The 17997-nt window shown below is 43.7% G+C and carries 20 protein-coding genes and 1 tRNA gene; 6 read left to right on the top strand and 15 right to left on the bottom strand.

Annotated elements, in window-relative coordinates:
* Nucleotides 1-69 precede the first annotated feature (69 nt).
* A complete protein-coding gene (locus GNF10_RS26630) occupies nucleotides 70-489 on the bottom strand; it encodes a fasciclin domain-containing protein (RefSeq protein ID WP_185585358.1) in 420 nt (139 codons plus the stop codon).
* 159 nt (nucleotides 490-648) lie between these two features.
* Here GNF10_RS26630 and GNF10_RS26625 point away from each other — a divergent pair, with 159 nt between their 5' ends.
* The 4 genes from GNF10_RS26625 (at nucleotide 649) to GNF10_RS26610 (ending at nucleotide 2065) form a co-directional block, all read left to right on the top strand.
* A complete protein-coding gene (locus GNF10_RS26625) occupies nucleotides 649-885 on the top strand; it encodes a DNA-directed RNA polymerase subunit omega (protein ID WP_012412301.1) in 237 nt (78 codons plus the stop codon).
* A 23-nt stretch (nucleotides 886-908) separates the two neighbouring features.
* Nucleotides 909-1517, top strand: a complete 609-nt coding sequence (locus GNF10_RS26620) for a hypothetical protein (RefSeq protein WP_185585357.1) — start codon at nucleotides 909-911, stop codon at nucleotides 1515-1517.
* A gap of 58 nt (nucleotides 1518-1575) precedes the next feature.
* On the top strand, nucleotides 1576-1941 hold the full coding sequence (locus GNF10_RS26615) for a DUF1818 family protein (protein ID WP_185585356.1): 366 nt from the start codon (nucleotides 1576-1578) through the stop codon (nucleotides 1939-1941).
* Between the two features lie 50 nt (nucleotides 1942-1991).
* Nucleotides 1992-2065 (top strand) — tRNA-Pro (locus GNF10_RS26610).
* Between the two features lie 233 nt (nucleotides 2066-2298).
* On the opposite strand, the gene GNF10_RS26605 is transcribed toward GNF10_RS26610, so the two are convergent.
* From GNF10_RS26605 to GNF10_RS26550, 12 genes are all read right to left on the bottom strand, one after another.
* On the bottom strand, nucleotides 2299-3780 hold the full coding sequence (locus GNF10_RS26605) for a site-2 protease family protein (RefSeq protein ID WP_185585355.1): 1482 nt from the start codon (nucleotides 3778-3780) through the stop codon (nucleotides 2299-2301).
* Nucleotides 3781-4333: 553 nt separating this feature from the next.
* Nucleotides 4334-5356 carry a spore photoproduct lyase family protein gene (locus GNF10_RS26600; protein WP_311774217.1) on the bottom strand — a complete coding sequence of 341 codons (1023 nt, stop codon included), beginning with the start codon at nucleotides 5354-5356 and terminating at the stop codon, nucleotides 4334-4336.
* Nucleotides 5357-5459: 103 nt separating this feature from the next.
* Nucleotides 5460-5816, bottom strand: a complete 357-nt coding sequence (locus GNF10_RS26595; RefSeq protein ID WP_185585354.1) for a hypothetical protein — start codon at nucleotides 5814-5816, stop codon at nucleotides 5460-5462.
* Nucleotides 5817-5964: 148 nt separating this feature from the next.
* Nucleotides 5965-7170: a bifunctional phosphopantothenoylcysteine decarboxylase/phosphopantothenate--cysteine ligase CoaBC gene (gene coaBC / locus GNF10_RS26590; RefSeq protein ID WP_185585353.1), complete on the bottom strand. Its 1206-nt coding sequence runs from the start codon at nucleotides 7168-7170 to the stop codon at nucleotides 5965-5967.
* A 111-nt stretch (nucleotides 7171-7281) separates the two neighbouring features.
* Nucleotides 7282-7494 carry a DUF2555 domain-containing protein gene (locus GNF10_RS26585; protein WP_012412287.1) on the bottom strand — a complete coding sequence of 71 codons (213 nt, stop codon included), beginning with the start codon at nucleotides 7492-7494 and terminating at the stop codon, nucleotides 7282-7284.
* A 154-nt stretch (nucleotides 7495-7648) separates the two neighbouring features.
* Nucleotides 7649-8299 (bottom strand): alpha/beta hydrolase, encoded by a 651-nt coding sequence (locus GNF10_RS26580; protein WP_185585352.1) that lies wholly within the window; start codon nucleotides 8297-8299, stop codon nucleotides 7649-7651.
* A gap of 266 nt (nucleotides 8300-8565) precedes the next feature.
* Complete coding sequence (locus GNF10_RS26575) at nucleotides 8566-9366, bottom strand: RMD1 family protein (RefSeq protein WP_185585351.1); 801 nt, start codon at nucleotides 9364-9366, stop codon at nucleotides 8566-8568.
* Nucleotides 9367-9664: 298 nt separating this feature from the next.
* A complete protein-coding gene (locus GNF10_RS26570; protein WP_185585350.1) occupies nucleotides 9665-11047 on the bottom strand; it encodes an LLM class flavin-dependent oxidoreductase in 1383 nt (460 codons plus the stop codon).
* A 163-nt stretch (nucleotides 11048-11210) separates the two neighbouring features.
* A complete protein-coding gene (locus GNF10_RS26565; protein WP_185585349.1) occupies nucleotides 11211-12125 on the bottom strand; it encodes a TauD/TfdA family dioxygenase in 915 nt (304 codons plus the stop codon).
* Nucleotides 12126-12394: 269 nt separating this feature from the next.
* The gene (locus GNF10_RS26560) at nucleotides 12395-13195 is read right to left on the bottom strand and encodes an SDR family oxidoreductase (protein ID WP_185585348.1); all 801 of its coding nucleotides are present in this window, start codon (nucleotides 13193-13195) and stop codon (nucleotides 12395-12397) included.
* A 29-nt stretch (nucleotides 13196-13224) separates the two neighbouring features.
* Nucleotides 13225-13578, bottom strand: a complete 354-nt coding sequence (locus tag GNF10_RS26555) for an inorganic diphosphatase (protein WP_221643312.1) — start codon at nucleotides 13576-13578, stop codon at nucleotides 13225-13227.
* Between the two features lie 102 nt (nucleotides 13579-13680).
* Complete coding sequence (locus tag GNF10_RS26550; protein WP_185585347.1) at nucleotides 13681-14628, bottom strand: zinc-binding dehydrogenase; 948 nt, start codon at nucleotides 14626-14628, stop codon at nucleotides 13681-13683.
* 388 nt (nucleotides 14629-15016) lie between these two features.
* On the opposite strand from GNF10_RS26550, the gene budA reads away from it, so the two are divergent.
* Together budA and GNF10_RS26540 are read left to right on the top strand one after the other, a co-directional pair.
* Complete coding sequence (gene budA, locus GNF10_RS26545; protein ID WP_185585361.1) at nucleotides 15017-15814, top strand: acetolactate decarboxylase; 798 nt, start codon at nucleotides 15017-15019, stop codon at nucleotides 15812-15814.
* A gap of 19 nt (nucleotides 15815-15833) precedes the next feature.
* Nucleotides 15834-16235, top strand: coding sequence for a VOC family protein (locus GNF10_RS26540; RefSeq protein WP_185585346.1), 402 nt, complete (start codon nucleotides 15834-15836; stop codon nucleotides 16233-16235).
* A gap of 89 nt (nucleotides 16236-16324) precedes the next feature.
* On the opposite strand, the gene GNF10_RS26535 is transcribed toward GNF10_RS26540, so the two are convergent.
* Nucleotides 16325-16861 (bottom strand): pentapeptide repeat-containing protein, encoded by a 537-nt coding sequence (locus GNF10_RS26535; RefSeq protein WP_260445807.1) that lies wholly within the window; start codon nucleotides 16859-16861, stop codon nucleotides 16325-16327.
* Nucleotides 16862-17083: 222 nt separating this feature from the next.
* Nucleotides 17084-17997: dihydroorotase (locus GNF10_RS26530; RefSeq protein ID WP_185607273.1), on the bottom strand; the 914-nt coding region annotated here is incomplete at its 5' end.

Below are 17997 nucleotides of genomic sequence, written 5' to 3'. Positions count from 1 at the left end.
GAGCAGGGGAGGCAGGGGAGGCAGGGGGAGAAAGAATAACTAATACCCCATGCCCAATGCCCAATGCCCTTATTTTCCGGCAACCATTGCAGGCATCAATACCTCATCAATAATATGGATCACGCCATTGTCTGTCAAAATGTCTGTTTTGATAACATTGGCGTTATTCACTTTAATTTTGCCATCAGCAGATTCAATGGCTACAATTGACCCCTCAAGCGTCTGTGCCTCATTAATCTGTACCAAATCGTCAGACCGAACATCCCCACTAGCGACATGATATGCCACAATTTTCTGGAGTTTGGGAATGTCTTTTAGTAGGGAATCTAAAGTTCCTTCTGGCAGCTTGGCAAAAGCTTCGTCAGTTGGTGCAAATAGTGTGAAAGAACCAGGACTCTTTAGAGTTTCTATGAGATTTGCAGCTTGAGCAGCTTTCACCAGGGTATTGAAGTTTCCCGCATTGATAGCAGTTTCCACAAGGTCAGCCATAAGGATGTGTGACTTTAGTCAGATAGTATTATAAGTAACTTATAAAATGACTAGAAGGCTCTTAGCCTCTATCAACAGAAAGGTTGCTGGCGATTAAATACACGGCAACAGATTTATCAGTACTGCTACACTGGGGAATGACCCCAAGAACCACTGATTATGCTAAAGCGTTCTAAGTTCGAGACAACTCAGTCTCAGATTATGCACCGAGCTGAGGAACTGATTAGTGCAGCCTCAAATCGTTACCGCATTACGGTTCAGGTGGCCAATCGTGCTAAACGTCGGCGTTATGAAGATTTTGAAAATAACGAAGATGCGATGATGAAGCCAGTGCTAAGAGCAATTATCGAAATGTCCGATGAATTGACTCAGCCAGAGATTATTGGCGAACTATAAAAAAAGGCTTTAGAGAAGGCAGGATGAGCAAACATCAATCGTTCATTCAACCCCTACTCAAGCCCTGGCAAACACTCACTGCCTTAATGGTAGTGGGTGTAATTGCTTTGGGTTCAGGGGTGGGAAAATCAATATACACAAGTTTGTTTAGTATCCAACCTGCTTATGCTCAGAGAATCACACCTAGTGATGTTTGGCAGTTGGTGTACCAGCAGTTACCAGATTTACCACGAGAAAACAAGTATATCAGCAAGGAAAATGGGAAAGTTGCCGAAAACAGCACCTTGGCAAATCGCCTGATTAGATATCACATTTATACCAAAGGGCGAGCCCCAGTTTATCGCTTAGATTGGAAGCTGACTTTAGCTGATTACCTGGGGGCGAATGAAATTATGTATGATAATACCTATCCAGGCTATGATTCACTACGGGAAAACCCTATGGAAGGCGATCGCAAAGCCATAACCCGTCTCACCCGCAGTCAGCGAGATGCCCTAGTGCAAGTCTTAGTCAACATATTTAATCCTACTTCCCAAAATACCCAATCTCCTAAACCGAATACCGCACCTAATCCTAGTACATCGACTACCCCACAGCCATCCCAGCGAGGGGGTGCTGAACTACTTAAATAGTGGGAAATTTAGGAGTTATAAGTTGTAAATTCATAGCTCCTCAACTTTTAACTAAAATATGGAACGCGTTGTAAAAACCGGACTTGGTTGGCGTATTGGCTGGAATCCCGATGCACCTGAATTTAAAGGTTTAGTCGGTACAGATGATTGGGCAATTGAGTTAACCGAAGCCGAGTTGAATGATTTTTGCCGTCTACTAGCACAGTTAGCAGACACCATGAAGCAACTCGCAACGGAATTAATGGAAGAGGAAAAAATTGCTTGTGAAGCCGAAAGCGATTTATTATGGATGGAGGTAGAAGGCTATCCTCATGATTACAGTCTGTGCTTCATTTTGAATACAGGTCGATGTGTAGAAGGTAAATGGAGTGCTTCTGCTGTTCCAGATTTACTGCAAGCTGCTGGAATGCTTAAAGTTTTTTAAATGAGCCTCTTGATTATCTAAGAGTTTTGCTATATAATGGTAATTCTGACCGGGGCGTAGCGCAGCTTGGTAGCGCGCCACTTTGGGGTAGTGGAGGTCGTGGGTTCGAATCCCGCCGCTCCGATTGATGATAAGCCATGCCTGCTAATCTTTTTAAAAGATTGGCAGGTTTTTCAATAAAGTCTACAAGGCGATCGCAAAATCTCCAACTACAACTCATTAGACTTTTTGCAGAAGTGGGGAAAAGGGAGAACGGTTAAAGGGTAAAGGTATGGAATTTTGCCTTCCCCCTTTAACCTTTGCCCAACATCTTGGCATTTGTTACTTTTGCAAGATGTCTATATTGCTAACTCAGCATTATCCGATTCCCAAACGTCCAGCCAAGCCGGGAGTTAGAGGTAAGAGTGTAGTAATCATTAAGAATAAAGCTAAAAGCCCCAAAGCGGCTCTAGCATCATCGGGTTCAGTTATTTCATTCAAGCTGGGGCGTTCTTGATCTCGTTGCAAGAAGAAAATCACGATCGCCCAGTACATGGCAAGAGTATTACCGAGAGATACTAGTGCCAGTAAAATTAAAGTTGCGATCGTTGCGCGTCCTGCGGTTTTGCGTCCATAAATCGCCTGAACAATGCGCCCACCATCTAGTTGTCCTGCGGGCATTAAGTTCAAAGCGGTGATAATTAACCCCAACCAACCAATTATCACTAGGGGATGAACGCTTACCAGGGATGACTGCAACGCCGAACCCAAGACAACTCTTGCCAAACTTCCCACCAAAATCGACCCTTGGAAAAACTGATTGGGCAATTGAAATAAACTACCTGGGTGAGAAAGCAGTAAGCCTGTCACTACCATTAACAAAGAAACGATGCCACCTGCGGCTGGCCCTGCTAAGGCAATATCAAATAATACCTTGCGGTTAGGTAACAGAGATTCAAAGCGGGTAATTGCACCAAAGGAACCAATTTGCACTGCGGGTAGAAAGAAAGGCCAGCTAAGACGGATTTGGTGGCGTTTAGCAAGTAACCAATGACCAATTTCGTGAACCACTAAAATCGCAAATATCCCAGCACCTATAGGCAAAGCTTCTTGAAATCGCTCTGGATTGCCAAAGAAATCAAAATTCAGCAGTAATCCCGCAGCTTCTAGACTTGTGGCAATGGTTGCTATTAACAAAATACCTGCGAAAGCTTTTTGCGATCGCAACATCGGCTTGGGATCATTACGACTGGGTAAAACAATTACCACTGGTTTGCCGTCTGTATTTTCTACTAAAAACAGGCGATATTGCTCGCCAAGGCGTTGCCGTAAACTTGCAGTTAGACGGTTGTGAGTCTCTTCTGGTTCTCCCCGCAAATTACCTTTGAAAATGGCTCCATCTTGGTAAGCGATCGTTTCTGTGGCAAAAAACGTATCAATACCAAAAATACCTTTAACTACATTTAAGTCATCTTCCGGTATTGGCGGGATCTCCGCTTTCAATTCTGCTACTTTTGGTTGTGGGGAATTTGCTTCAAGTGAGGAAGCAGCAGCGAGTCTTTCTGTGGCGCGTTGTTTGAGGATGGCATCTTGCCCAGCTGCGCGTAACTGTCTGCCCAAGTAGACGTACAATCCGGCGGATGTCACCACCAAGAACAATATACCCGCTATATTGATGTAAATCCCTGCGGCAAACAATCCAAAAAACAGGAGCCAGGGAGTCATCAACACCACCGACTGTAACCAGGCTAAGATTCCCAGTTTACCAAAAGGTCTGGCGCGATAAAAGCCCCAGCCCAAAATGCCTAAAGCTACCAGTAGGATTGCCGCCAGGATAGAAGTTTCTGATAAAGTAAACATCTCCAAACCTTTGCTATTGAGACTAAGCCAGAACAAGTCCGGTATTGCAGATACACTTATTAATGTATAACGCCGCCTGTAATCTACCCAAATTATCCCGCTTTAAGTGGGAGTAGCCAAACCCACGCGAAAGATAAAAAAGCCCGTAGTCAGGACTTTAGTCCTGGATTTTTAAGCACTAAAGTGCTTACTACAAACCTATCAAAATTTTTCTTTTTTACCTCTTATACTTTGCGCTCTTCGCGTCCTTTGCAGTTCGTTCTCTTAACTCATCATATTTAATGACATAGACCACTAGGTTTTAAAAAGTAATTCTTTTGTAGTGGCATGGCAAGACTAAAATAGTGCATTAGGCGTAGGTTGGGTGGAGGCTTTGCGTAACCCAACCTACAATTTTTTTGTAACATTTTAGCCTTGACACGCCAGTAGGATATGTTATGTCTTTAGCCTAATACACCTGAGCAACTTGAAAAGAGAGCGATCGCATAATATATCAATCGCTCTCTAACCCAATAATTAATTTGCTCAAACTCTATATGAGCAAACTAGCCTTCTAAGTCCAATAAAGAATTTCAGCATTTGGAAAGCGCCGACTAATCTCACTCTCAAAAAAGCTACGCAACGCCTTCATTGTATCCTTCTCGTAAACATACTTCGTCCCACCAAACTTATTACGCTTGACGCTGCGTTTTGCCTCATCCATCTCTAATTTTGATTGCGGATACCAAGTTTGTAACACTTCTTTTGACCCTGGTGTAAACCGATGGGAGATTAGCTCAAAGGTAAGGTTACAGTCAAAATCCAGTGCCTCATTTATCTGCTCAAACAAACGACTATAGTGCATTTGCCAATCGTCTATCGGCATAATTGGCGCAATCACCAAGCCAATTGGATAACCACCACCCCCATGCTCTTGTGGTAGCGCCAACCGTCGCAACGCATTCAGTCTAGATGCTACGGATGCCGTGCCACCTTCAAACTTACCAGAAATCGGTGCGGCATTAACGCTCATCCGACAGCGAGTATTGCCATTGTGTGGCAAATCCAGTAATCCATCCACAGCATCAAACTTCGATACCCAACGTAGATGTGCATTGCTACGAGTGCCAAAGTAACGGATACATTCAGCCAGACTTCCAGTTAAATGCTCAATACCCAATGGATCTGTGTAACAGCTAACTTCAAAACTTGTGGTTTTCCCCTGTTGTTCGTAGTTAGCTAAATTCTCTAATATCTGCGGTAAGTTGGCAAAAACGCGGATGACAGGTGGCCCCGACAAGCTACCAGCTAGGTAGCAATATTGACAGTGAGCAGGGCAACCTTCGGCAAGGTGAAACTGCCAATCCGCAGAAGGTGGGATGGGACTCAGTTTAAAAGAACTGGGTGGTGCAGTAACCACCGCTAAGGTACGTTTGGCGATATTATAAGTATCGCGCTCAGACTCACCGCGCAAACCCTTCAGGCGGTTCTGTGATAGTTCTTCTATTGGTAAGTTGAGTGACTGCACACGTTTAAGAATCTGCTGCCCCCAATCCTCATCTAGGGCAGCAGGTGTAAACAGTACCCGTTCAGGTATCCACAACCTTGGTGATCTTGTTTGTGTCTCTGATACTGAAACTTGGTCTGTAATGCTATTCAGCAATATCTTTCTCCGTTATTTAGTTTGCTGACTTCTGCAATTAATTTTCCAGGACTTGCTTAATTCGTCGTTCTAACAAATCAAGATCCAAACTGCCTTCATCACGGTTAATTCGGCGCACAGTTGAATTAACATTAGCCAAATTAACCAATAAATCTTGAAGAATTTCCTGCTGCTGACGGGCTTGGGTAACTTCGCGTGGCTCCTGTACTAAATCACGGATGATGGTATCTTCAGCGCGAGAGGCGATAATTGGATCCTTTTGCCCTTGAATGTGAACAAAAGTTCGTCGCCCTGGGCCTCGCTCCTCTTCTATTGGTATAACTGCTGTCACTTGGTCAGAACGCACATATTTGCCAAATCCCAAATGGACTAGCTCTGATGAGAGTATTTTCATATAATTGAAGCGTTATTTTTATGTCTTACTTATATTGTAAAATTTAGAAAATTGACTTGAAGCCATAGACCATACGGGTTATACCCAATTCAAAGTAGTAGTTTCCTTGTACGGTTACGGCAATGCCATGTCCCTACCCAATACCTAATCAAGTGATGACAAAATCAAATAATTGATGGGCCATTTCTAATTTAGAACAAGGTGCGATCGCTAGCTGATTTCCTTGGCTATCTAAAAATATCGCTTGATTATTATCGCTACCAAAACCACTATCAGGTTGATCGATGGGATTGGCAACAATAGCATCAAGTTTTTTACTCTGTAATTTTTCTAATGCAGGCTTGATAATATCCCCAGTTTGTGCAGCAAAACCAATTAATATCTGATGCGGCTGTTTATATTGTGCTAATTGGGCGACTATATCCGGTACTGGTTCCAGGGGTAAAGCTTGGGGGAGCGATCGCTTGGGTAATTTCTCTATACTATAATCTCGTGGCTTCACATCTGCCACGGCTGCTGACATGACAATTACATCAGCGTTGGGTAAATATCCCAGCATGACCTGCTGCATTTGCTCGGCACTAATGACAGGAATTGCTTGCACTCCTAATGGTACATCCCAATTAGCTGGGCCATGTACTAAGGTGACGTTCGCCCCTCGGTGAAATGCGGCTTGCGCTAAAGCTAATCCCATTTTACCTGTGGAAGGATTACCAATAAACCTTACTGGGTCAAGAAACTCTCGCGTTCCTCCAGCACTAATTAAAACTCGTTTACCTACTAAATCTCGTTTACCTTGAGTGTGTAACAACGATTGGATGTGAGCCAAAATTTCTGGAGGTTCTGCTAATCTACCAGCACCGATGCGATCGCACGCTAATAAACCTGATGCTGTATTCATCCCATGATATCGGCTATCGAGCAATAGCTGTTGCCAATTCCGTTGCACCGATAGCTGTTCCCACATATCCGTATTCATTGCGGGTGCTAACAGCACGGGACAAGTAGAAGCCAGCACGGTATTTGTAAGTAAATTATCAGCCATACCGTAGGCTAGCTTTGCTAATGTATTAGCTGTCAAGGGAGCAATTACCATGACATCTGCCCATTCACCCAACTCAATATGCAAGGGACGAGAGTGAGTTGGTTGCCAGAAATCATCATCTGTGTGGGCGGGATGACGAGATAGGGTGGCCATTGTCAGAGGCGTGATAAATTCTTGCGCCGAACGGGTGAGGATAACTCGGACTTCTACCCCAGTTTTAAACAGCGTTGAAACCAATTCACAAATTTTGTAGGCGGCGATACCGCCACCTACACCTATTAGAACCCTGTTCAATTTTGGATTAGTCATGGTAAAAAGTTAGGAGTAGGTAGTAATTTAGGAGCAAGTAGTTACGAATATTAATTGCCAACTCCTAACTCCTGTACAGGCGCGATTAATCGCGTCTCTCCTAACTCTCAACTACGCTTCATCGTAAGGTTCCAAGTCTAAGAGGTAGATATAGGGTTCAACTAACTCTGGACGCTGAAATGCGATCGCTCGTAATAGATGCCAATCATTTAAACCATCAAAAGCATTACTGTAATTATCCAGATCCAGACGTGTAGCCAGTTCTTCTACTTCTGCCGCAGTTATGGCAGCAATTTCTTTCCTGGAAATGCTTAGAGTTGTCATAATGCTCGCCCCTCCCTTATGCAGCACTCGCTTTCAGCATGGGTTAAGTTGCGCTGAACGCAGCCACCCTATATATATTACTCATTAGAAGGCATGGATTTCGTGAAAATTTTCAGCATTTATACCAGAATTTATAAAAAATTCGTAATTCTGACTAGCTAATTGTATTTACAACGAAATTCCGTAGCACCTTTAACGTTTGTGGATTTATTTCATGCCCCATGTCAAATTCATGGTACTCTGCCCCCACTCCTAGAGATTTTAAAGTGTCTCGTGCCTTTAAAGCAGCTTGCAGTGGAACAACTTCATCATATTTCCCGTGGCTGATTAAAGTCGGCGGAATATCTCTTTGATTTGCCGTTAGTGCATCAGGATGTAAATACCCGCTCATCACAACTAAGCCTGCTAGTGGCAATTTTGAGCCGACATCTAAAGTCATTGCTCCGCCTTGAGAAAATCCACTTAAAATAGTGCGTGACAAAGGTATACCAGTGGTACTTTCTAAAGATTGCAAAAAATCTATTAGCAGTTTCCGACTTTCTACCAAGCCTTCATACATATTTTCCACCCGCAGTTCATACCATGCCCTCCCTATAGGGGAATAGGGATAAGGATAAGGTGCATTGGGTAATATAAACTGGTAATCAGATAAGTTGAGCAAGGGTAGCAAAGATGCGACATCCTCAGCATTAGCTCCCCAACCATGCAAAGTAACAATTAACCCTGTGGCGGGTTGAGAAGTTTCGGGGGGAACGGTAATAAATTGTAAAGACAGAGGTTTACTCCTAAAATCTACTTTTTTCATAGATCCTATCTCTTCAAACAGACTTAGTATTTAAGCGCATTGTTGCTTACCCAAAGAATGGCTATATGTCATGTTGCGAGTAGGAAAAATTTAAATTTTTTGTTTACGAGTACATATTAGTGGAAGTGGATGTAAATCAGAAATTTCACTAAAAGTTAGTTTACCTTACACAAAAACCAATTTTTGAGATTTTAGCGCTTATTGAATCTGAATCCCCAAAAACCATTTGCAATAAGCATTTTTGATTTGCAAACAACTCTTTAGCCTTAGCCTTTGAAAATGATGTCGTACAGCGACAGCAGAATTTCCACCACAATCAAAATCACCACATACCACTCTACTCGTTGGCTACTGCTATGCTGCATAAACTCCAAGACTGTTTGTGCAGTTTGGGTAATTAGCTCTAGTTTGCGTTCTAAAGCAGTGTGACGCTCACGAATTTCGTATTCATCCTCCAAGCGCAGATATAAGTTTTCTAGCTGTGGGGATTCCCAGAGCAACTCTGGCTTATCGATGATCTCAACTCGACCTACAATCTTATGTTGAACTAACAGCGCAGTCCCAAGTTGACGCAGTAATTCCCGACTCTGCCGTCTTTCTCTGTGTTCACGCTGGAGACTAGCTGCAAACGGTTCAATTTGATCGAATACAGTCGCTAGGCTAGTTTCATAATGAGACAGCACAACACTTTTAGCGAGGATATCAGCCACTATCTGCAAGCGTTCTACACTAAATTCATGCAGTGAAATTTTTCCTTCCTTAACTCTCTCACTCTCTGCAATGTTGAGATGAATTTCCACCTCTTCTGTCTCCGGTTCGGCAAAGGAGCCACGAACTTGAGAGGATAGTTTGGTCAAAAAGGCTACCTTTTCTACAGGCTCAAGGTTAAACAGGACAACTGCGCCATAGTCTAGCAGTACCGCACAGCCGTGTTCACCGACTGAAACCATTAATGGCATAGTCGCCAAGGAAACGTAATTCTCTAATGTCTGTAAGTTAATATCCTTACCAAGGAATAGGGCCTGCGCTCTAAATCTATCTGTATCGTTAAAAAGGAGTTTTTGCATTGTCGCCCTGTTTGCTTTTCTGTCTGCTGATCTTGGAGGTAGCGATCGCAATTAATGCCTATTATCGGAGATCGCTACAATCTCAGCTTACCAATAAAGCTATCTAGCACTGGCGAAGGTGCGTTTGTATTTCGGTTGAAATTGGTTACACGTTTGGGAAGAATCGTTTTATCAAGGCTAAAGAGGAGTGGGGAGTGAAAGATATGAGGGGACAAGGAGAACAACTCACTCCCCACTAATTGTCTAAAGTGAAGTTTGGGCAAATCAAAGCCGTAGGTTCAAAAGCACTCAATCAAAACTATGCAAAGGAACCAACGCCCACAGGTTCAGGAGCAGGCGTATTTGTGGTGAACTGGTTCACTGGACGGGGCAAACCGAGATTTTCGCGCAGGGTACTGCCTTCATACTCAGTACGAAATATTCCTCGGCGTTGCAGTTCGGGAATTACTAAGTCTACAAATTCCTCTAAACCTCCAGGTAGCCAGGGCGGCATAATGTTAAATCCATCAGCCCCACCATTAACAAACCAATCTTCTAACTGATCGGCAATATGTTCTGGTGTTCCGAGAATTGTTCGATGTCCCCGCGCTCCTGCAATCCACAAATACAGTTGCCGGATTGTTAAATTCTCTCTGCGGGCAAGATCGGTAATTAACTGCAAGCGGCTTTTGCCACCATTGGTATCTGGCAGATCCGGCAGCGGCCCATCTAGGGGATATTTGGACAAATCATGGCCACCCACTAGCCCAGAAAGCAGACCCAATCCTACCAAGGGATGGATCAACTCCTGAAGTTGCTCATATTTATCCTTAGCTTCTTGCTCAGTCTTACCAATTACCGGGAATACCCCTGGCATAATTTTGAGATGGTCAGGGGAACGTCCGTATTTAGCCAATCTCCCCTTGACATTGGCATAGAAGGCTTGAGCTTCTGCCAATGTCTGTTGTGCAGTGAAAATCACCTCGGCTGTTTGGGCAGCTAAATCCTGTCCAGGCTCGGAAGATCCAGCTTGTACGATTACTGGATATCCCTGCGGTGGACGTGCCACATTCAGCGGGCCGCGCACCGAGAAATATTTACCCTTGTGATGGGGAATATGCAACTTTTCTGCATCAAAGTAAATACCTGACTCCTTATTGTGGAGAAAAGCATCATCTTCCCAACTGTCCCAAAGTTTGGTAACAACATCCACAAATTCCCTCGCCCGTTCATAGCGCAGCGAGTGTTCAAGGTGGTTTTCTTGGCTGAAATTCTGCGCTGCGGCTTCAGCAGCAGAGGTTACAAGATTCCATCCGGCACGACCACCGCTTAAATAATCTAGTGATGCAAACTTGCGGGCGAGATGAAAAGGTTCATCATAAGTCGTTGATGATGTCGCCACCAATCCGATATTTTCTGTCACCGCAGACAGAGCCGACAACAAAGTTAAAGGTTCAAAGTGGACGCTGAATTGTCCCGAACGGCTAAAAGCCTCAGCCCCTTGCCCTCGATCCCAGACAGCCAAACCATCTGCGAGGAAAAGCATATCAAATTTACCCCGTTCAGCCGTTTGTGCTAGCTGCTTGTAATGTTGGAAGTTTAGACCTCCATCAGCCGGGGTGTTGGGATGTCGCCATGCTGCAACGTGATGACCACTACCGGGTAAAAATGCTCCGAGTTTAAGTTGTTTTTTCGTACTCATGTTTGTATTTGCGAGGGCGTAGTTATGCTTTTTTCGTTCTTTTGTTTGGAACAAGAAAGTCTTAGTTATTAGACTTAAACACTCGTGGGACAGCAAGCAATTCAGCTGCGGAAAACCGAGGGCATTGGGCAACATCCCATGCCCAATACCCAATACCAAAGTATTACGCAGTCACCGCTTCACGACGGTTGTACTCAGAAGCATCTCCTTTGATCGCCTCACTTTGTTTACCATCGATGCCCACTGGGAGATCGCCGACAATTGTCACGCGTTGAACGTGGCGGGGCTGATCGCCGTAATCTGCGATCGCATAATGTTGAGTAGCCCGGTTATCCCAAAAAGCAACATCACCAACTTGCCAACGCCACCGGACTGTATTCTCAGGACGTGTTACGTATGCTTGCAACAGCCGCAGAATGTCATCGGATTCAGTTGTTGATAAGCCACGGAACTGGCGCACAAATCCACCGATGAATAGTCCCCGCTCCCCAGATTCGGGATGGACGCGTACAACTGGGTGTAGAGTCTCGTATACAGTCGAGGTGAAAACAGCGCGGTAAGCCTTGGCATCTTCAGGAAGGTCAAATGCAGTTGCATAGTCGTATTTGTTGCTATGTACTGCCCAAAGTTGGTCTGCAAGATTACGCAGATGAATAGGTAAATCTTGGTATGCAGTCACGGAGTTTGCCCAGATTGTATCGCCACCAGTTGGCGGAATGTCAAGCGCTCGTAAGATAGAACCGAGAGGAGGACGGTCTACAAATGTAACATCGGTATGCCAGCTATTGGCGCGGGAAGTGGTGCGCCCATAATTCAGGTCTAAGACTTCTGGATTTTCTGGTAGTGATGGTACAGTGGGGTGGGCTGTAGTGACTTCACCAAAACGACGAGCGAAAGCAACCTGTCCATCAGCATCAAGTTGTTGCTGACCACGAAAAAAGATCACTTTGTGTTTAACTAGAGTCTTGCGAATATCGCTGATGATGTCATCGCTGAGGTTAGAACTCAGATTAACACCAATAATTTCAGCACCAATACGTCCTGCAACTGGTTTGATATCAAAGTATTGAGAACCCATGATTTTTATCTCCAATAAATTTATGTTTGGGACTAGCCTTGTCAAGTTGGGTGAAAATTTGCCTACAAGAAACTCCTCTTTAACCTCTTAACTCTGTGTTCTCTGTGCCTCTGTGGTTAAAGAAAAGATTTTTTAACCGCAGAGACGCAGAGAGAAAAAAGAGATTTTACAAGTCACCTTGAAAGGGCTAATGTTTTTACTTAGGTTGTCAGCAGTCATTCAATTTTGGATTGAAGGAAAATCTGCTGATTTCTGATTCCTTTCATCTGCTAAACACCAGGAGTAGAGCCGCCATCAACGATAATCTCTGTTCCTGTAATCGATGCAGCAAGATCCGACACCAAAAATAACGCTAACGCGGCAATTTCTTCTGGCTGGGCGATTCTTTTTAAAGGAATACTTTGGATATTTTGTGCCTTCACTTGCTCGACGGTGATGCCTTGCGCTTGGGCGTTTTGTCGAGCTAAAGTCTCGGCACGCTCTGTAGCTGTAGCACCGGGCGATATGGCATTAATGCGAATCTTGTACTCGGCTAACTCTTTAGAAATGCCCTTTGTAAAATTGAGTAGAGCCGCATTGCTTGTACCACCAGCTAGGAAGTTAGGGCGAGGTGTACGTCCTGCACCGCCAACTATATTGACAATCCGTCCATCACCGCGACTTTTTTGATGGGGGACGACGGCTCTAACTAAGCGGATGTAGCCCAATAATTTTAAGTTCCAAGCATCCAAGAATAAATCATCAGTGGATTCAAGGAAAGATCCAGCACGGGCTGAACCTGCATTATTAATCAAAATATCAATCTGATTAAATTGGGCTAATGTTGTGGAGACAACTTTTTCAACATCCTCTGCTTTAGTTAAATCAGCGCTGATGGCAATAACTTTCGCCCCTGGGGTAGGTAGGGACTGGATGGCAGCTACTGCATTTTCTAGTCTTTCTTGATTGCGGGCTGCGATCGCAACATTCACACCCTCACTATAAAGTGCTTTGGCAGTGGCTAACCCAATTCCTGCACTTCCTCCTGTAACAATCGCGGTTTTACCTGATAGTTTTAGTTCTAAACTCATACAAATTTACCCTCACAAATGTAACTAATTTATTTACGAACCAATAATATTGCCGATTGAGAGCCTGTATTGTGGATATCCAATATGGTTTGGCTTTCCTCAGATGTACAACCCAGAAGTATCTTGATTTCTGTATCCCGCTTTTCTAAATCAACACTACAAATCACGGCAGTTACTGTTTGACTAGACAAGCTACCTATCCAAACATCAATATCATTTCCATCTCCAGATTGAGTATCTTGCAAGTATCCATAATCAAATGGATAAATAAAAGATGAATAACGTGGATGTGATGTCCATTTTTGGCGATCTATCTTGATCTGACTAGCGGCTACAAGCTGATCTAATTTGAACCAGAAATCAGCATAATTCGTAATTATCACCCCACTGATAAATCTGCTTGATTGCAGCAAGAAAGAAAATTAGTCTCTATCCAGAAATGAGTGCATAAAAATAGAATTAATTACGAATTATTCGGTAATACTTCAGTTGGAAATGTGCAACACAGCCTTACCAGGAAAACGCCTGTCGAGTAGTTGTTGGGCTACATCAGCTATTTGTGTCCAAGGAGCTTCTAAATCAATGTGAGGATGCAACTGACCGGCTTCTACTAGACTTAAAAGCCGTTTTAGACCGACTGCGGCTGATTCAAATCTCAATTCATCGAACAGACGTAAACCATAGAGGCTCACGCTACCAGTTCCGAAAAATTGGGCAGCGTTGAATGTCACTTCTGCTCCCCCAGATACTCCATACAGCACAGTTTTTCCATCTTGCGCCAGTAAGCCAAGGGCTACCCCCAAAGTCTTACCACCTACTGACTCTATAATTAGATGATAGGGGCCATACTCACTAGCAGGTGACAGGTCTTCGCCAATCACTACCGATTGTGCCCCTGCTTCTCTAACCAAAGTTTCATAGCCAGGTTGACGAATATGTGCTGTTACTTGCGCCCCTGACAGTTGCGCCAATTGGATAGCGAAGTAACCAACGCCTCCTGATGCACCTGTAACCAGAACTGGACGACCTAACAGTGAACCACCTTTTAGCACTGCATGATAAGCGGTTAAACCCGCTACAGGTAGGGTGGCAGCTTGAGCAAAAGATACCGATGGCGGCAGTTCTGCTAAGGCGTTAGTAGGAACAGATACAAGTTCCGCCCAAGCACCAGCGCGGCGTAAGCCAACTACACGCGCTCCTTGGGGAGGCCCAGACCCATCAGCCGCAGGAATTTCCACTACACCTGCCAAGTCCCAACCAGGCTGCCAACCAACCTCAGCAGTGGTTGAACGTTTTATTTCTCCCCGATTCAGAGAAATCGCCGCCACCCTGACTAGAGCTTCATCTGGGGCAGACTTTGGTGCATTCACTTCACTCAGTGCCAAACGCCCCGGCACATTGGGGTCAACAATCACAGCACGTATTTTGCTCATAAGGTTGCCCTGGCTTAGAGATTAATTTCTAGTTCGTTGGTTTGCAATGTACTGTCTGCAATAGATAAACTCGATAGATTAGTTATTTATTCTTAATTCCAAATCCCTGTAACTAGATTAACGAAATTTTATTAACTACGGTAAGACAATAGATTTACAGTATTTTTGGAACGTAAGAAGAAAATTATCACAGACAGCCAGAATAATCAAGCACCTGGCAAAAAGATTTGTTGCATCAATGCTTACATCTATTGCTGTGTTGTAAGCTAGTCCCTGTCAACCTCCACCTTCTAACTGGCTGTATGACTAGCCGCTCTCCAACTGTCTCTAGATTTTGCTAGGTAGTATGGGAAAATTCAAAATTCAAAACTTTTATATCTTTGATCTAATGAAACTCAAGCGTTATTTCTGGATAACTATTTTAACCATTACTGTATTATTATTTGCTATTTTACCCGCTAGAACTCAGCAACATACACCATCAAATACCCTCTTTCAAGCATCAACAATTAGCGCTCTTGCAGTGGGAATTTTTGACGGTAATACTAATTTTCAGCAGTTGAGAAAACACGGTAATTTTGGTTTGGGGACAGTAAATGCTCTAGATGGGGAAATGGTTGGATTAGATGGCAAATTTTACCAGATAAAAGCTGATGGAGTTGCTTCTGTTATTCCTGATTCAATGACAAGCCCTTTTGCTACAGTCACCTTTTTTCAACCAGAAACATTAATTAATCTAGAAGGGCGGATGAATTATAAACAATTGCAGCAATCTTTAGATCAGCGCTTACCAACTAAAAATTATCCTTATGCAATTCGGATTCAAGGTAATTTTCCTTATCTAAAATTTAGAATTCCTCCTAAACAAACTCCGCCGTATCGTTCTTTGGCTGAAGCACTAAAAGAACAATTAATTTTTGAATTAAGGAATATCAATGGCACTTTAGTCGGTTTTCGGACACCCGAATATATGCAAGGAGTAAATGTTAATGGCTATCACTTTCATTTCATCACTGCAAATCACACAACTGGAGGACATATCTTAGATGGACAATTTGAAAATGCTAAAATAGAAATTGATCCTCTATCAAACGTTGAGATAAATTTGCCTAAGAGTGCTGAATTTGTGCAAGCTGATTTAGGAGATAACAAACCTGTTGAAATCAACAGAGTTGAACGTAAATAAATATTTTTGAATAAAAGCTATGTCACTACCAGAAACTATTGCAAAACAAACGGATGCCCGCCCACCTGTGGCGATTGGTCATGTAAGATTATATGTGAGTAATGTACCGGAGGCTAGCGATTTTTTCGTCAAGATAGGACTGCGGTTGATTACCCAATCAGAACAATTAGCTGTTTTGGAATTACGGGGAGGAACGCACTTAGTTTTGAGAACAAGTTCAGAGGCGATCGCACCTGGAACCAATGCACCTTTTGATCTGATGGTAGATGATGTTGTCGCCACCAGAGATACTTTTAAGAAGTGGGGACTGACTGTTTCTGAGATCGAAACAGGCAGAATCCACAGTTCATTTACCTTAACTGGGCCAGATGGCTATTTATTGACGGTGACTTCTTCACACACAGGCGGTAGAGAAGTTTAACAATCAAAGAGAAAGGTCTTAGCCGTCACAATTGGGTGTAGTGCGTAATTAGTAGCGATGCCTACTACGGCGTGCGCCAACGCACTATCTTAGCGACGCAACCCAATTACCCGCTCTAAGTCTGCTCCTGTAAAAATTGCATCGGTAACATTAGCATTGGTCAAATTTGCATCTTCTAGATCAGCTTTCGTAAAATTAGCTTTGCTGAGGTTCGCTCCCGTCAAATTTGCCTTTCCTAAGTCTGCATCAGTTAAATCAGCCCCACTCAGGTTAGCATTACTCAGATTAGTTTCATCTAAGTCAGCGTCAATTAGGATGGCATTACTTAGATCGACTCCGTTGAGGTCGGCTTTATCTAGGTTAGCGCCTCGGAGGTTACAGCCTTGACATTTTCTGGTGGATAGAAGCTGTTTAACTGGATCGCTTGTCGCAGTTACAAAGGTAGGAGGGGTTGGAACACTCTCTGAATTTTGCTGATTTGTTTGTAGAGGTGCAGTTGGAGCGGGGGCTAGATTTGGTTCTGCCGCTTGTGGTTGTTCAGGTTTTGAACATCCGATGACAACTCCTGCTGCTAACATAGCGATCGCAGCTAGACTAATTTTTTTCTTTACAGCTACAGACTTCAATTTTCGATTAACCTCTTCTACTTTACATTAATTCTTAATTTAGCAATTCAGGCAGTAATGCCAATCTATCTTAGGTTTAAAAAAATGATAATTTACCTTGTTAGTTCTGGGTTAGCTCACAAGATGAAAATATACTCTCACTGACTCTGTTTAGAATCACTAAAATCCGGTCGTGTCGAACTACTTTTTGATAGATTACAAATGCAAATTGTTTTGCATTTATTAACACCAGGTTTGCACAACATGACCCTTCAACTGTTGTCCTAACCAAGGTGTATTTTGTGAAAGTGTATAAAGACTTTTTCGTTCGACTTTCCAGATTTGCTGGGGGTCAAATAAAGTAAGTTCTGCTGGTTGATGAGGTAGAATTGCACTGACTTCTTGCCCCAAACATTTTGCTGGACTGGTACTTAATGCCCGCCATAATTCTAAAGCTGTAAATTCCTCAGTTTCAACAAGATATTGCCACAGCAAGGGTAATGCTAATTCTAAACCAATTGCTCCTGGAGGGGATTCGGCAAAAGCTTGGACTTTTTCTTCATAGCTGTAGGGTGTGTGATCGATAGCGATCGCATCGATCACACCCGCACGTACCCCTGCACGCAACGCCGCAACATCACGCGGATTTCCTAAAGGTGGGTCTAAATGCAAGCTAGTGTGATAACTCTTAACTGCTTTTGTATCAAGTAAAAGGTGCATCCAGGTGGTGCTGGCGGTGATGGGTAAACCAGCAGCCTTGGCTGAGGCGATTAATTCTACGCTGCGAGATGTGGAGACGCGCATGATGTGGACTGGTGTACCGATGGCTGCAACCAATTCAAGCATTGCTGCGATCGCAGTAGTTTCTGCGCTGGCGGGTATTGGGGGTAAACCAAAACGGAGAGCATCTGGCCCTTCTCTCATTACACCATTTGCAGTTAACTGGCGATCGCTAGGCCAAAATGCGACTGGTTTGCCCAACGGCTGGAGATACTCCAACACTCGCCGCACCAGCGCCAAATTTTCAAAGGGCTTACCATCGCTAAAACCAACAACTCCAGCAGACGCTAAATCTGCTAATTCTGTCATTTGGTTTCCAGCAACATCTAGAGTGATAGCACCCCAGATATGAAGCAGGGGGAGACGGGGGGCAGGAG

Source organism: Nostoc sp. UCD121 (assembly GCF_014222285.1).
In the GTDB taxonomy this organism is placed as follows: Bacteria; Cyanobacteriota; Cyanobacteriia; order Cyanobacteriales; family Nostocaceae; genus Nostoc.
The sequence above is the reverse complement of the archived record's forward strand: the minus strand, read 5'-3'. Positions and strand labels throughout refer to the sequence as shown.

Coding starts and splice junctions, on each gene's coding strand:
- GNF10_RS26595 (WP_185585354.1), bottom strand. CDS start 5,816: ATGAAAATACTCTCATCAGAGCTAGTCCATTTGGGATTTGGCAAATAT.
- GNF10_RS26625 (WP_012412301.1), top strand. CDS start 649: ATGCTAAAGCGTTCTAAGTTCGAGACAACTCAGTCTCAGATTATGCAC.
- GNF10_RS26605 (WP_185585355.1), bottom strand. CDS start 3,780: ATGTTTACTTTATCAGAAACTTCTATCCTGGCGGCAATCCTACTGGTA.
- GNF10_RS26565 (WP_185585349.1), bottom strand. CDS start 12,125: ATGGGTTCTCAATACTTTGATATCAAACCAGTTGCAGGACGTATTGGT.
- budA (WP_185585361.1), top strand. CDS start 15,017: ATGAAACTCAAGCGTTATTTCTGGATAACTATTTTAACCATTACTGTA.
- GNF10_RS26630 (WP_185585358.1), bottom strand. CDS start 489: ATGGCTGACCTTGTGGAAACTGCTATCAATGCGGGAAACTTCAATACC.
- GNF10_RS26620 (WP_185585357.1), top strand. CDS start 909: ATGAGCAAACATCAATCGTTCATTCAACCCCTACTCAAGCCCTGGCAA.
- GNF10_RS26570 (WP_185585350.1), bottom strand. CDS start 11,047: ATGAGTACGAAAAAACAACTTAAACTCGGAGCATTTTTACCCGGTAGT.
- GNF10_RS26575 (WP_185585351.1), bottom strand. CDS start 9,366: ATGCAAAAACTCCTTTTTAACGATACAGATAGATTTAGAGCGCAGGCC.
- GNF10_RS26585 (WP_012412287.1), bottom strand. CDS start 7,494: ATGACAACTCTAAGCATTTCCAGGAAAGAAATTGCTGCCATAACTGCG.
- GNF10_RS26550 (WP_185585347.1), bottom strand. CDS start 14,628: ATGAGCAAAATACGTGCTGTGATTGTTGACCCCAATGTGCCGGGGCGT.
- coaBC (WP_185585353.1), bottom strand. CDS start 7,170: ATGACTAATCCAAAATTGAACAGGGTTCTAATAGGTGTAGGTGGCGGT.
- GNF10_RS26615 (WP_185585356.1), top strand. CDS start 1,576: ATGGAACGCGTTGTAAAAACCGGACTTGGTTGGCGTATTGGCTGGAAT.
- GNF10_RS26580 (WP_185585352.1), bottom strand. CDS start 8,299: ATGAAAAAAGTAGATTTTAGGAGTAAACCTCTGTCTTTACAATTTATT.
- GNF10_RS26540 (WP_185585346.1), top strand. CDS start 15,834: ATGTCACTACCAGAAACTATTGCAAAACAAACGGATGCCCGCCCACCT.
- GNF10_RS26560 (WP_185585348.1), bottom strand. CDS start 13,195: ATGAGTTTAGAACTAAAACTATCAGGTAAAACCGCGATTGTTACAGGA.